The sequence below is a fragment of the Chryseobacterium sp. WX genome (assembly GCF_029542485.1).
Lineage (GTDB): Bacteria > Bacteroidota > Bacteroidia > Flavobacteriales > Weeksellaceae > Chryseobacterium > Chryseobacterium cucumeris.
Map to the genome: position 1 here is coordinate 1,773,409 of NZ_CP120710.1, position 15,047 is coordinate 1,788,455.

Here is a 15,047-nt window from a genome sequence, read left to right on the forward strand (position 1 = left end):
TATCAACATTTAAAAACTAATCTCCGTCATGAGCAGACTTTCTCTTCTCCTTTTCAGTCTTCTTTTCCTACTATCTTTTCACGGATATGCACAAACAGGAGTTTCGGTTTCACCGCCAAGACTGTACTTTGAGTCGGGAAACGGAAACAGCAATACCCAGACAATAACGGTAACAAATGTAAGTGCCAAAAATTCTCTGGACCTGGCTGTAAGTTTAGGAGATTGGGAATATGACGGCAAAGGTGAAAATGTAACGTATCCCGCCAATACCCTTCCCACGTCCTGCGCAAGTTGGGTTTCGGTCAAAAAAGAAGATAATTACTTTACGCTGGCTCCGGGAGAAAAAAAAGATATTGAGGTTACCATTACGGTTCCTAATGCACTTTCAGACCAACTGGCTGCCCATACGGCCGTTTTATATGTAAGCCAGATGAATCCGGTAGATGATGTGGATCATAAAGGCGCCAATATCAAGGTAAGCATCCGCTCAGGAATCAAATTATTCCACAAGCTGCCTGCCGCCAAAACGAAAAAACTTGAAATCCACAATCTGGTATACGGAAAAACAACCAATACAGTCAACCTCTTTTTTGAAAATCAGGGCGATATATGGGGCGACGGAAAAATTTACACTGACTTTGTGAATACCCAAACCGGAAAAAAAGTATCACTGGATCCGGTTATCTTTTATTCCATGCCCGGAAACAAAAGAGAGATGAATATCCCTCTTCCGGCAAGCCTTGAAAAAGGAAAGTACACCGCTTCTGTAATGATTGATTATGGAGACAACAACAATCTGGAATTAGGAGAATTAAGTTTCAGCTATGAATAGTAAAAAACTCTTCTGTTTCTTTCTGTTGATTTCCCTGAACTGCTTCTCACAGATCAATTACAACTCATGGGTGAACAGTTACCTGCAGATTAATTCCTACAGCGGAAATACCAATCCGGATGCATACACCTTTACCCTGGCCGGTAACGGCGCATTTAATATTCCTTACTGGAAAATATCCATGAAGCTGAAGCAGCCTATCACTTCTACGGACGGAAATTATACAATGCCTGCCAACAAGATATCATTTCAGCCGGTTTCCACATCAGGACAGGCTTATCCGGGACCTGTGCCCACCATTCCTCAGATCGGAATGCCGTTAAACACTTTTCTTCAGGCCAACCAGGAAGTCTTTTTAATTCCACAATCCAATGCAGCACTATACAACCAGCCGCCACATCCCAACGGTTACTATAACCTGCAGGTAAAATACAGCCTGACCGTTATGGGAGGATCTTATCTGGGAAGCTACCCTTCCTGGACCCGATTTAATGTTCCGGTTCAGTTTACAGCGTATGACCAGTACAACAATATTATCGGCAGGGCTGATCATAATTTCCAGATTCACATCGGAACGCTAAGCGGAACTCCGACCGATGTACCCGAAATGTCGCTTCAATTTTCCGCAAAAGCAGTCAACGGATCACTGGAATTCAAAAGTATGCCGGATTATATCAACGGAGTAAGTGTCACCTATTCCAATGGACTGATTGTAAAAAGCAATACCAATTACCAGATCAAATTACGTTCTCTTCAGGGGCAGTTCAGCTCTCCAGCCGGAAACTACATTGCTTTAGGAACCGTAAAAATGAATCTCATCCCCGTTTCTGGAAACAATGGGAATGTATATCCTATTCTGCTGAGTGCTTCTCCCCAGCTTATTGCGACTGGAGGCTCCACCGGAAATTCAAGCTTATATTACGATATCCGATATTCCACCAAAGCCAATGATGAAAGACTGATTAATGCCAAATCGGAAGAATATTCCACCACTCTTCAATACGAGATTATCCCCCAATAACCATGCTTCAAGACCTGTTCAAAAAAATCTTTTTCATTTTTTTGATTTCGTTTCAGATATGGATTCCGGCGCAAAGCAGTTCCGGGATAAGTCTTGATATCCGTAATGAATCCAGAACAGATAAAACAGGCATTCTGGATCTGATCATTGTCCTTGACAATCAAAGCACAAATGATTTCAAAGGAAAAATAAACATTACCATTCCTCAAGGTTTCAGAAATATTTCGGGCAACAGTCTTCAGGTCGAAATGAAATCCGGTGAACATCTTTTCATTCCGGTAAAAATTGTAGTCAGTAATAATGCCGTTTCGGGTGAATCCCGTATGGCTTTCCGTCTTTCTGACCAGCAGAATAAAACAATGGCGGAAAAAGAAATACCTTACACCGTTACTGAAAACAATGCCATGCGCATCACGGCAGAAACTCCTCTGATTTATGTGAATAAGGCTACCGATTCGGTAGAAGTAAGGGCAAGGGTTTCCAATCTTGGAAACAGAAAGCAGCATGTAACGGTTGTCTTTAAAATTCCGGAAGCTGAGCAGGGAAATGCTTTTATAGAGAAAACAGGAAGTATTGGCGTGCAGAAAGATTCAGTCTTTGTGTTCCGTTTTCTGCCTTCCAGAATCAGATCCCGAAGCACTCAGATTTCCGTTAATATTGCAGGTTTCAGAGAGCCGGACAGAGAAATATTCGGTAATACCAGTGTTTCCGTCCAGAATGTTTCTTCGGTGCAGCGTTATGAGGATATGGAATCCACTGCTTTTTCCAACTTTACGCGGAATACCATCACGGCAAGTTACAGGCATGCCGGAGAAAACCTGGACATGTATCAATTGGTAGGTTCCGGAGGTTTCAACCTTCCTTCAGGATATATTTTCATCCGGGGGAATATCTATACCATGAAGAACCAGAGCGATCCCATTGTCAACAATACCTATCTGACCTATCACAGGGAAAACAGTGAATTCACCATCGGAAACATCAATAAATTACTGGAACTTTCTCTATTCGGAAGAGGGCTGGAATATTCCTACACTTCTCCGGATAAAGACAAAAAAATTGAAGCAGGTTTTGTAGACCAGACCTACAGCCTGATCGAAAGAAATTCTTTTCTGAAATATGGTTATGGATTTTACACCAGAGGAACCCTTGGGGCTCAAAATGCTTCCCGCAATCTCTCCGGAACGTATATTTTCAGGGACGATCCTTATGAAAAAGCCAGACATCATGTAGCCGGAACAGACCTTCAGTATGCTTTCGGCAAAGACTGGAGAACCAATACCAAGGTCTATGGCGGACTGAGTTTCTACGAAAACAACCAGCCCTCCAAGCCTTCTTTAGCTTTGGAATCCCAATATTCCGGAATGATCAAAAAGGTCAATCTGAACGGAAATTATTTCTACAGCACAGATTATTATCCCGGAAACAGAAGAGGAATTTTACAGATTCAGCAGAATTTCTCTACCATGATTTTCAAAGATCATTATGTGTATGCCAACATTACAGCTTCCCATTTTTCACCTAAGTTCTACTTTTACGACAACACCCTGAATTCAAGCAATATAAGACTGGATACGGGAATCAACTTTCCTAAAAAAGGGAATTTCGGGATGGGACTTGGCTACCAGTATCAGGAAGAAAATTCCAATTCTTATAATAATTTCTTCAATGCCCAGCCTTACGAGAACACAAAACAGCTGAAAGCACAACGTTTTACGGAATACCTTACCTGGCTGAGCCCTGATAAGCAACACTCCTCCATCTTAAGCATGGAAACAGGATTGGTTCAATATCCCGACAACGACAAACAGCAGTTTCAGATGAAAGCAAGCGGAACTTACAGCTACAAATGGCTTACCGTGAACGGGATCTATCAGCATGGAAGTTATTTCCTTTCCGAATATGCTTTTTCAAAAATGATGAACCAGAACACTCCCTACAAAAAGCTTTCCCTTTCTGCTTTTGTGAATAAAAACTTCTTCAACCGTCAGCTGAATGTCACTTCAGGTGTTTCTTATACGGATGATGTTCTGTACGGAAAATCGCCTTCCGGCTTTATGAACCTGAAGTATTCAAGGGAAAAGTATGCCCTGTACCTGAACTCTTCCTACTTCAGTTATACTGCAGGAAGCTTCACCAATAATCTGTTGACCGTGGAAGCCGGTGTTACCGTCAACCTCAGAAACAGCACCCTTGATCCGGGTAAAAAGGGTGATATCAAAGCATTTGTCTATTATGACCTGAACGAAAACAATATCTATGATGAGGGCGACAAAGAAGCAGCAGGCTATCTCATTATGCTCAACAATATTTCATTTAAAACCGACCCGTCAGGTTCTATCAGCTATCGTTCTATCCCTTACGGAAAGTATGCCCTGAAACAGGTGATCCAGCAAGGCTGGTATTACGATGAAACCGAATTTACCGTAGACAAACATCACTACTCTTTTGAGATCCCTCTTCATCAAAACGGAACGACCCAGGGAAAAATAACCTATGATTTTGACACCAAAACAGCAGTAGATTTCACACCCAAAGTCGGAGGTATTCTTTTCAATATTTACCGAAACGAACAGTTAGTACATCATATCATCACCGACGACAACGGGGAATTTGCCTCCTTCCTACCTTCCGGAAACTACAGGATTGAGCTGAACAAAAACTCTCTGCCTTCCAACACCTATTGCGAACGCTCTACTGATACCTTCAAAGTGGAAGCCGGGAAAATAGTACAACTTGAGCCTTTTGTGATTAAGGTGAGGGAGAAGGTGATCAGGGTGAAGAAGTTTGGGAGTTAGAATAATGAAATATAAGTCACTTGTTCTTTACTGAGGTCTCACTGCAAGTAGAGACCTAAAATGGGCTGTTGAAAAGAGTATTTTATTAAAATCCGGAGAACAGAGGTTGACAGAATATTGGTTTAAAGAATGATGATGTAATTCCTTTTATTTTTGTGATATGAAGATTAAGGAGATAGCCCAAGACTATTGCTTTGGATTTAAATTCATAGTTTATTTTCATATACATGTTTTAAAAAATATTTTCAACATTTATATTCAAAATTTCCATAATAAACTGATATTTTCAACATAATTATGCCAAAGTTTTTACTATTTTTAAAGTTGAATTAAATTCGCTTTAGTAAATAATACCATGATAGATAAAAGTACAATAGAAAAGCTTATAAAATTTCGTGATGACAGAGACTGGGAACAGTTTCATAATTCAAAAGATTTAGCAGTCGCTTTATCTATTGAAGCTTCTGAGCTGTTAGAAATATTCTTATGGAAGGAAAACGAAGATTTTGATCAAGATAAATTAGAAGAAGAATTAGCAGATGTATTTATGTATGGTTTACTCCTTGCAAATAAAAATAATATAGATATCAATAGCATTATTTTAAAGAAATTACAGAGAAATAACGAAAAATATCCTGTAGAAAAAGCAAAAGGAAAATCAAATAAGTACGATGATTTGTAGTACAAGAAATGAAGAATTTTACAATTACAGAGGAATACGATTTTGATCACCTCATAGAAACAAAAATAAATAACAATCACAAAGACTACTTATCCTGGCCAATAGTTTATTTTTTGAAAAATAAAAAAACTAAAGCAGCTTATATAGGAGAAACTACAGATGTATTAACCAGAATAAATACCCATTTAAAGTCAGATGAAAAGAAACATCTTTCATCAGTAAATCTCATCTTAAGCAATTTATTTCACAAATCCGCAACTTTAGATTTAGAATCAAATCTTATAAAATACATTTCTGCTGACGGACAGTACACATTACAAAACGGTAATCTTGGTATTTCCAATCATCAATATCATGAAAAGAAAGTGTATTGGAATTTATTCAAAGATATCTGGGATGAACTAAGACAGCTAGGCATATCCCGACACTCTCTGGATTTTATCAATAACTCAGATCTTTTCAAATATTCTCCTTATAAATCTCTTTCCAAAGAACAAATCAAGGGATTGAAAATGATTCTAAACTGTTTGTTGGATGAAAATGCTAAGGTTAGTCTTATTCATGGAGGAGCGGGAACGGGAAAATCCATTTTAGCTATTTTTTTATTTAAATTATTAAAAACTAATTTAGAAGATTTTAATTACGCTGATTTTGATGAAGATGATGACGAGCTTTTTCTCTTATTAAAAAGAGTAAAAGAGAAATACACAGATTTGAATATGGCATTGGTTATTCCAATGGCATCATTCAGAAAAACGATTTCTAATGTTTTTAAGAATGTAAACGGATTATCACAAAAGATGGTAATAGGACCTTCAGATTTAGCACAAAATAAATATGACCTTATCATCGTTGACGAAGGGCATCGCTTAAGAAGAAGAGTAAATTTAGGTTCATACTTTGGAACGTTCGATCGTAACTGTGAAAAGCTAGGTTTAAATAAATTTACCGCATCGGAATTAGATTGGGTTATTATGCAAAGTAATAAATCTATTATTTTTTATGATCAATATCAATCTATAAAGCCTTCCGATACCCCTAAAGAAAGTTTTAAGAAATTAGAATTGGCTCCTTCAACCCGTGTTGAAAAATTAAAAACTCAGCTTCGGGTACGTGGCGGAAATAAGTATATAAAGTTAATTCATAAAATTTTTGATGCACCTTCTACCCTTTCTTTACAGCAATATAAAACAGATGACTACGAATTATATCTTTTTGATAATCTTTCTCAAATGATTAACAGAATAAAAGAGAAAAACGAACTTCATGGTTTATCAAGAATAGTAGCAGGATATGCCTGGGAATGGGTTTCAAATAAAAATACTGAGGCTTATGATATTGTTATTGGTGAAAATCAGTTAAAATGGAATAGTATTTCTGTAGATTGGGTAAATTCACCTAATTCTATAGATGAGGTAGGGTGCATCCATACCACACAAGGTTACGATTTGAATTATACAGGAGTCATTATAGGTCCTGAATTGGACTATGATTTTACATCCGGAAAACTTACTGTTGATAAGCAAAGGTATAAAGATAAGAATGGTAAAAACTCGATTAAAAATGAAGAAGAATTATTAGATTTTATTATCAATATTTATAAGACCATATTGCTGAGAGGGATAGAAGGCACTTACATTTATGCATGTAATGAAAATTTGAGACGCTTTCTCCAACAATTTATTCCACCTTATGCCCCTTCTTCCAATGAGGAAAAATTAATACAAATTTCAAATACTCCTACAGAAAGCTCAATTCCTTTCTACGATCTAAATATTGCGGCAGGCTCTTTTTCTGAACTGCAGGAATTAGAGAATGTAAAATATATAGAACTGGATAGTCTAGAAAATAGAGATGATTATTTTGCATGCACTGTTATAGGTGAATCTATGAACAAAATCATTCCTAATGGGAGTATTTGTTTGTTCAAAAAATATAGCGGAGGTTCTCGTAACGGCTTAATCACTCTAGTTGAAGGAAGAAACATTACTGACTTAGAATTTGGAAGTAATTACACTATTAAAGAGTATTCCAGCAAAAAAATTACTGATGAAGAAGGGTGGCATCATGAAGAAATAGTATTGCTACCTCAATCCTACGATTCTAATTTTGAGCCTATCATTCTTAGAGATGAGGAAACGATTGATTTTAAAACTCTAGGTATTTTTGTGAAAGTATTGAAAAAGTAAAAAAGGTTCAGCTCGCGCTGAACCCTTTTGTATCTTAAGTTATCCCTTCTCAATCAACCTCCCCATCATCTCATCCTTCTCCTTCAGCATCCTTTCATAAAGTTCCATCTTTTCTTCATGCAACTTCTTTATTTCTTCTAATGCTTTAAGCCATTTTTCAGAAGTATTAATTGTAGGGTTTATCTGAAACACTTGACCTGTAGCATGATCATTAACAGTAGTTACTGTATTTGCAATAATATTCACCGCATGCTCCTCATCAAATTCTGAAACGCTTCCACCAGAATTTTCAATACTTCAGAAATTCTTTTCAGTAAAGGGTCTTCAATAATTTCTTTCTGTTCCAGCAGAGAAACTTCCTTCTGGTTCCAGTGGTCCCCAAGGTCAAAAGCCAATGCTTCCTGCTTGATGTCCAGCATTTCTCTGAATCGTTTTACATTGCGTCCCTGATGTATTGTATGTTCCATGATAATTCAACATTTATGTATAGAAGAATATTTATAAAAATGCCCCTTAAAAAACAGCTTAATTATAATTTCTGTTCTCATGATGATGCTGTGAAATGGGATTCCTCTCCTATTTCGCCATTTCCGTTTTTATTCCCGCTTTTTTTCATCAAAAAGTCAGAAAGAATAAACCTTGTTATCTGGTTTTCATTTTCTGATGAACACCCTCTGAAAATCTTACAACACCCTGTTTTTCTATGCCTGGCACACGCTATATTTGATCATACAAACCCAAAAAACACAATATTATGGCACTAGACAATTTAATCAGTGTAAGCTTTTCAAAAAGTGATCTGGAAACGATTGATAAAGCAATTCAGGACATCCAGTCTGTACTGTTGGGAAAAACCATCAACCTTACTCCGGATCAGCGACAGCAATACGGAAGAATTGCAGAACAAAACAAGCTCTTCGTGAATAAAGCCAAAATCTATATGGAGAAATATGCCCAATATGTTCCTAACTTCTTGGATAAAGCAGAATTCGATAAAGATTATATCGCCAGAGAACAGATCGAACAAAGGCTGCAACAGCTGGATTCTTTAACAGAACAGCTTTCAGACACCAAAGTATTGCTGGATCACGATAACTATCATAACGCCATCAGTTTCTACCGAAGCATCAGATACCTTTCCGAAGAGAATGTACCGGGTACCAATGATATTTATGATGATATGAAGCAGTTTTTTGTGACGGGACAGACCTCAGGCCCCACTGAAACACCACCTGCATCCGGTTCAAACAACAATCAGTAAGAATAAATACTTTTTTGAGAGCACGTGAAAACGTGCTTTTTTGTGGTTATCTGTTTACCATATTTTGGTTGGGAATCGCAAAGACGCAAACTCTTATGATAAGGACGCTGTTTAAGGCGCAAAGATTTTATCTCCGATAAAATTGCTATAACCCAATATACTTACCTGCTGAAAATCTTTGATTTTCCTGCGCCTTACAAAACATATCAATATTGAAAACTTTGCGACCTTGCGTTTAAAACAAAATAATAAGCCATTGCATCTGAAGAAACAGAATATTTTAAAATGCAAAGGTTTTATTGATTCGAATTGATGATTGGAGGGAGCAAAGGAATGGTGGCTGTACCACTGATGAAGCCATATGAAAAGCGCGAATGATTCTTACAATAGTACTTTACTCCTCTTACCTCCTTCCTAACACCCTCCAGGGAGTATAGCAACCGTCTCCGCCCCTTTGGACAACGGTATCTACCCTCTTATATAAGTAGGTGGAACCCCTTATCCAAGTCCGTCTACCCCCTTACCCAAGGGGGTATATCCCCTTCATGAAGGGGGTGGAGACCGTTCATAAAGTCCCTCCAGGGGCTTGGTGAAGAGGCTAGAGGGACTTTGGAAGGGTCTTGGGATATTTCTGAGCAATGTTTATAGTGACTTTCAAGAAAATTTACGCTTTCCCGTAAGCAGAAACTGGAGATTTTCGTTATTATTGCCAAGAAGAGTAAAAACAGATTAACTAATACATCATGAACGATTATATTTCTTTTTTCCGGGAGATCCAGGCCCGCTCTAAGTTTGAGATGGAATATGAAAAAAGACATTCTAACAAATTAGCTTCTAAATTCAATGCTATGAAGTTCCTGAACTGGAACGAAAATAAAGTCTCCGAAATAATAGCATTTTTTCTGGATCCAAATGAAGACCATGGCCAGGGAGATATTTATTTGAAATTGTTCAAAGAAGAATTAGGATTGTATTTCCCTTATGATACTCCGAAAAAAGTTCAGGTTATTTTAGAAGATTCAACCTTTGAAAACAGACGAGTAGACATTGTCCTAAGGAACCAGGACCAATCAAGTGTTCTGGGAATTGAAAATAAAATTTATCCCTGGACAAAAGATCAGGAAAATCAGGTTGAAGATTACTTAAAATACTTACAGTATATCAGTAATAATCATTATCAGCTGCTCTATTTAACCCCAAAATCAAAGGAATTAACAGAGTACAGTGGTGGAAAAGAGATTGAAAGACTGATAGAAACAGGAAAACTCTATTTAATCAACTACGAAGAGCATATCATACCTTTATTAAAAGAATTTATAAAAAATACAGAAAATGAAAGAGTACGTTGTTTTCTGGTAGATTTTGAAAGTCAACTTATTGAAAATTATATGGGAAAAGAAAATTTAGACCTGGGTTCATTAAATCATTTTATCACTGAAACTGAAGAAAATATAGAAACGGCTTTTAAAGTATCCAATACTTTAAATTCGATTAAACAGGAAATGAAAAATCTTGTTGATCAGCAAATGTATCAACTTGTAGATGAGCTAACCGAAGAATTAAAAATGCGGATCATATATAATGAACAGTTTCATCATTTTGAAATTCCTGTCTTTAAAAACTTTTTCATAAAATTCAATTATGAAGAAGGTGGAGTTATTTATGGTTTGGTAAAAACACCTCAATATATGGATTCACACTACGATAAAGTATACCTGAATGATCTTAGAAATTATTTAGGCGTAAAATTCAGAACTTCACATTGGTGGCCTTTATTTTTCTTACAATATCACAACATAGAACATGATGCTGCATTCTGGATTGATGTTAAAAATGGTACATTTAAAGAATTTATGAAGAGTTTTATTATTACTGTTTTACAGTCACCTAATGAATTAAAACAGGATCTATAGTGTATATGAATTATTTCATGTGCCATATACTCAATAAATCTGTGTTTCCTCATGAGTAAAACTAAAGATTTTCTTATTATTGCTATCGAATATTTCCAAAAATTAAACATTCTAAATCAAAGCGTAATTCCTTTTATTCTGAATAATAATTAAAAAAGAACAAAATTTCAAAAAACCATGATTTCAAAACAAAAAACACAATACATTCAAAAAATATGGGATAATTATGTCGCTAATCAAAAAGTGCATGATACCAAAGGGAATGAGCTTCCTAATATTGACGAGGAAAGGCTCGCTGCAATTGTTGAATTAAAAAAATTCATCAATGACTTTCAGTCGGATAAAATTAATATTTATCAATTTAAGACCAATGTAGATAGTTTTAATAAAAGAAATAATTTGTGGGGATTTACTGCAACAAAAGGACAAATGTTTTTCAATCAATTAGTGAAGAATAGCGAATCCAATATCAAGGACTTAACCAAACTAATCCAAGAAACCATTGCCGAGCCTAAAAACCTGGAAGAAAGTTTTACTAAAATTGCTGCTTTAGAAAAATATAGCCAAAATATTTATTCAAAAGCAAAAGATAAAAGAAGGGCTCCTAATCCTGGTTCAGTATCTTATTTTCTGTCTTATTTCTGGCAAGTTCAAGATTATGAGAAGTGGCCCATTTTGTATACATCATTAATAAATTCTTATAGAGAGCTTGAACTTTGGAATGAAACGGAGAGCCAGGTTGAAGCATATAAATATTTTTACTTATTAAATGAAGAAATAAAAAAGCTTTTAGGCTCTTACTCCGGGAAGGATATAAACAACTGGTCAGCGGAGCATGCTTTCTGGAACTTTAAAGGGAATCCTAATAAACAGTCTCCTGCTAAGTTGAAAAAAGAAGAAGTCGAAATTTTAGAAGTTGAGGAGGAAAAGACCATTACAGTCAGTACCTCTTTCGAACTGACAGACTATCTGATTCCAAAAGTGGCTAAACTTATTGAACTGGGAAATGACAAAGAAAAATCATCTTCTTCAAAGGGAAGTGCTTATGAAAAACTAGTTTGCGAAATTTTTAAGCAACTGGATTTTGAAGTGAATATATTAGGACAGGGCTCAGGACGCAATCCTGATGCCATTATTAAACACAGTGATGATGATACTGCATTTCTGATGGATGCCAAAGCATATTCAAACGGCTATGCTCTTGGGCTTGATGACAGAGCTATCAAAGAGTATATTGATAAGATTATCCCAAGCTTACAAAAGGAACGATATAAAAAATTTGGGTTTATTATTGTCAGTAATTCATTCAAATCAAATTTGGATAGTTTCATTAATGAAATTACCTGGAATACAGATGTTAGAAGATTTATATTGCTAACTTCTGAGGCTCTATTATATTTACTGGCGTATAAAACAAAAAATAGAATTTCAACTTCTTCAATCATTGAAACTTTAATTAGTCTGGGAAATCCAATTGAGGCTAAAGACATCATTGGAAAGTTAGATGATGTTTAATCTTTTAATTGATCATTTTCTTACCTAAGCTGCTCCGGATTTAATTCTTTTAAAAGATTGATTGAAATATAAATTTTATAATAAAAAAGTTTAGATTCCTACGGAATGAATAGGTGGGTGTTTCTTTGTGAGTGCAGATCCACTTACTTGCTCCAGACAAAATACAAACTATTCGCTTAGACTATCCACAACGTTTGTCATTCCGTAGGAATCCAGGCACAAAAAGCTTGTGATAATGAATGAGGATAAAATAAGAGTTTAGATTCCTGCGGAATGACTAGGTGGGTGCTTATTTGTGTGTGCATAATCTCTTACTTGCCCCAGACAAAATACAAACTGCTCACTTAGACTATCCACACCGTTTGTCATTCCATAGGAATCCAGGCACAAAAAGCTTGTGATAATGAATGAGGATAAAATAAGAGTTTAGATTCCTGCGGAATGACAAGGTGGGTGTTTTTGTGTGCGTGCATAGCCACTTACTTGCTCCAGACATAATACAAACTATTCACTTAGCTTATCCATACTGTTTGTCATTCCGTAGGAATCCAGACGCAGAAAGCTTTCTGATAATTAGTGATGATAAAATAACAGTGACATCCTGCCGAATGACAAGCCGTGGAATAAAAACAAGTAAATCCAATTGAAAAACCAGTGGTACTATATTTTTTGTACCTTTTGTAAAACAAATACACAAATGACTGCGTTTTCAAAAGGAAGATATACCTACTATATCTATATTCTTACCAATAAAAACAGAAGAGTTCTTTATACAGGTGTTACAGGCAACCTACACAGGAGATTGTATCAACACAAAACGAAGCTAAATCCAGGCAGTTTCACTGCAAGATATAATCTTGAGTTTCTAGTTTATTATGAAAAATATGATTGGATTCACCATGCCATTCAAAGAGAAAAGGAAATCAAAAACTGGTCAAGAAATAAGAAACTTGAACTGATAAGGAGCACAAATCCTAATTTAGAATTTTTGAATTACCTGTTTGAAAACTGGATTTGATACGGATATTTTATATGAATTACAAAATTGGATATCGTCAGATTAATAATGTAGAAAGTTCATAGAGAATGTTTTAATTCGGAGGATAAAATAAGAGTCGATATTCCTGCAGAATGACAAGGTGGGTGTTTCTATGTGCACGCATAGCCACTTACTTGATCCAGACATAATACAAACTATTCACTTAGACTATCCACAACGTTTGTCATTCCGTAGGAATCCAGGCCTAGAAAGCTTTATGATGATAAGTGATGACAATATAAGAGTTTAGATTCCTGCGGAATGACAAAGTGGGCGCTTATTTGTGTGTGCATAATCTCTTACTTGCCCCAGACAAAATACAAACTGCTCACTTAGACTATCCACACCGTTTGTCATTCCGCAGGAATCTCAATATAATACGTTTAAGTTCAGGCTAAAGCCAAAGGGATGCTTTCTTATTAAAATGGCCTGAAGCCCATTTCTATTGAATTTCTGCTACAAACTAAGATAGAAGAGTGCTGCCGAGCCCAAACTCCTACGCCCTTCATAATACTTTAACACCCTTTATACCCTCTCCCCCGATAAATTTTCGTTCTTTTGCAAAAAGTTTTAATTTTTACCTAACCGCATGTCTAAGTTTGATGAAATCCGGTATTTCTATGATCAGGAAGTGAATGAGAGATTACAGAGCATAGCCCGTGATCCCATGATGAAAGCCTTTATGAATTTTACTTTTCCTGATACGGATGAGCAGGTTTGGCTGGAACAGTTTAAGCATGTTCATTCCATCAGTGATTTCCAGCATCAGTTTGTAGCCTTTGCCGTTCGCCAGATCCTTGCAAAAAGTTCTGACGGTTTAACGACTTCAGGATTTGATAAGCTGGATAAAAACACTTCTTACCTATTCATCTCGAACCACAGGGATATCGTTCTGGATACATCACTGCTTAATCTGGTATTGCTGGAAGGCGGTTATGTAATGACTGCTTCTGCCATTGGCGATAATCTTGTCCGTAAAAAGTTCTTAAATGTGCTGGCAAAACTAAACCGGAATTTTTTGGTACAAAGAGGTCTGCCACTTCGTGAACAGCTGACAAGCTCACAGACCATGTCTGAATATATTAAAGAGCTTCTGCTTCAGGAAAACCGTTCTGTATGGATTGCCCAGCGTGAAGGCCGTACCAAAGACGGCAACGATTCTACCCAGCAAGGGGTTTTGAAAATGCTTGCCATGGCAGCCGGAGATCAATCGGTTATAGATTATTTTAAAACATTAAAGATTGTTCCGATCTCCATTTCCTATGAGTATGACCCTACAGATTCGTTAAAAATGCCTCAACTGCTTGCACAGCACAGGGATGAGGAATATGTTAAAGGTAAAAACGAAGATTTTACCAACATCATCAGTGGAATTCTGGGTCAAAAAAAACGCATCCACCTTCATGCCGGTGATGTTCTGGATCAGGAACTGGATGAAATAGCAGCCAGCATTGATAATAAAAACAAACAGCTGCAGGCCATTGCACTGGTAATTGACCAATCCATCATCAGTAATTATAAGCTTTGGCCGACCAAGTATATTGCGTATGATCTTCTGCACAACACCAATACTTACGCTTCCGAATATACGGAGCAGGAAAAACAGTTATTTGTCCGCAGGCTTGAAATGCGTATTGATCCGTCTGATCCTGTTTCCAGAGAGTATTTCCTGGCCATGTATGCCAATCCTTTGGTAAATAAGCTGAAGCTTGAAGAAGAATCTGAAAACTAGTTGAGGATAAAATAAAGATAAAAAACCACTGCTCAATACAGTGGTTTTGTTGTATCCTTTCAGAT

The 15,047-nt window shown here is 36.6% G+C and carries 10 protein-coding genes and 1 pseudogene; 10 read left to right on the forward strand and 1 reads right to left on the reverse strand.

What is annotated here, in order from left to right:
* The first annotated feature begins 28 nt into the window (after positions 1-28).
* The 5 genes from PZ898_RS07920 to PZ898_RS07940 all read left to right on the forward strand — a co-directional run bounded on the left by PZ898_RS07920 (position 29) and on the right by PZ898_RS07940 (position 7,522).
* Positions 29-832 (forward strand): molecular chaperone, encoded by an 804-nt coding sequence (locus tag PZ898_RS07920; RefSeq protein WP_277695241.1) that lies wholly within the window; start codon positions 29-31, stop codon positions 830-832.
* A complete protein-coding gene (locus PZ898_RS07925) occupies positions 825-1,853 on the forward strand; it encodes a hypothetical protein (RefSeq protein WP_277695242.1) in 1,029 nt (342 codons plus the stop codon). Before PZ898_RS07920 ends, PZ898_RS07925 begins: the two co-directional genes overlap by 8 nt.
* A 41-nt stretch (positions 1,854-1,894) precedes the next feature.
* Positions 1,895-4,651: a hypothetical protein gene (locus PZ898_RS07930; protein ID WP_277695243.1), complete on the forward strand. Its 2,757-nt coding sequence runs from the start codon at positions 1,895-1,897 to the stop codon at positions 4,649-4,651.
* Positions 4,652-5,006: 355 nt separating this feature from the next.
* Positions 5,007-5,333, forward strand: a complete 327-nt coding sequence (locus PZ898_RS07935; RefSeq protein ID WP_123872180.1) for a nucleotide pyrophosphohydrolase — start codon at positions 5,007-5,009, stop codon at positions 5,331-5,333.
* Between the two features lie 8 nt (positions 5,334-5,341).
* Positions 5,342-7,522: a DNA/RNA helicase domain-containing protein gene (locus PZ898_RS07940; RefSeq protein WP_277695244.1), complete on the forward strand. Its 2,181-nt coding sequence runs from the start codon at positions 5,342-5,344 to the stop codon at positions 7,520-7,522.
* A 39-nt stretch (positions 7,523-7,561) separates the two neighbouring features.
* On the opposite strand, the pseudogene PZ898_RS07945 reads toward PZ898_RS07940, so the two are convergent.
* Positions 7,562-7,989: pseudogene (locus tag PZ898_RS07945) on the reverse strand (XRE family transcriptional regulator).
* A 287-nt stretch (positions 7,990-8,276) separates the two neighbouring features.
* Here PZ898_RS07945 and PZ898_RS07950 point away from each other — a divergent pair.
* The 5 genes from PZ898_RS07950 (at position 8,277) to PZ898_RS07970 (ending at position 14,982) form a co-directional block, all read left to right on the forward strand.
* Entirely contained in the window at positions 8,277-8,783 is a 507-nt protein-coding gene (locus PZ898_RS07950; RefSeq protein ID WP_277695245.1) for a hypothetical protein, read from the forward strand.
* A gap of 743 nt (positions 8,784-9,526) precedes the next feature.
* Positions 9,527-10,696 carry a PD-(D/E)XK nuclease family protein gene (locus tag PZ898_RS07955; RefSeq protein ID WP_241279995.1) on the forward strand — a complete coding sequence of 390 codons (1,170 nt, stop codon included), beginning with the start codon at positions 9,527-9,529 and terminating at the stop codon, positions 10,694-10,696.
* Between the two features lie 177 nt (positions 10,697-10,873).
* Positions 10,874-12,211 (forward strand): restriction endonuclease FokI C-terminal domain-containing protein, encoded by a 1,338-nt coding sequence (locus PZ898_RS07960; RefSeq protein WP_277695246.1) that lies wholly within the window; start codon positions 10,874-10,876, stop codon positions 12,209-12,211.
* Between the two features lie 697 nt (positions 12,212-12,908).
* Positions 12,909-13,229: a GIY-YIG nuclease family protein gene (locus PZ898_RS07965; protein WP_062674680.1), complete on the forward strand. Its 321-nt coding sequence runs from the start codon at positions 12,909-12,911 to the stop codon at positions 13,227-13,229.
* A 610-nt stretch (positions 13,230-13,839) separates the two neighbouring features.
* Positions 13,840-14,982, forward strand: coding sequence for a 1-acyl-sn-glycerol-3-phosphate acyltransferase (locus PZ898_RS07970; RefSeq protein WP_277695247.1), 1,143 nt, complete (start codon positions 13,840-13,842; stop codon positions 14,980-14,982).
* Positions 14,983-15,047 lie beyond the last annotated feature (65 nt).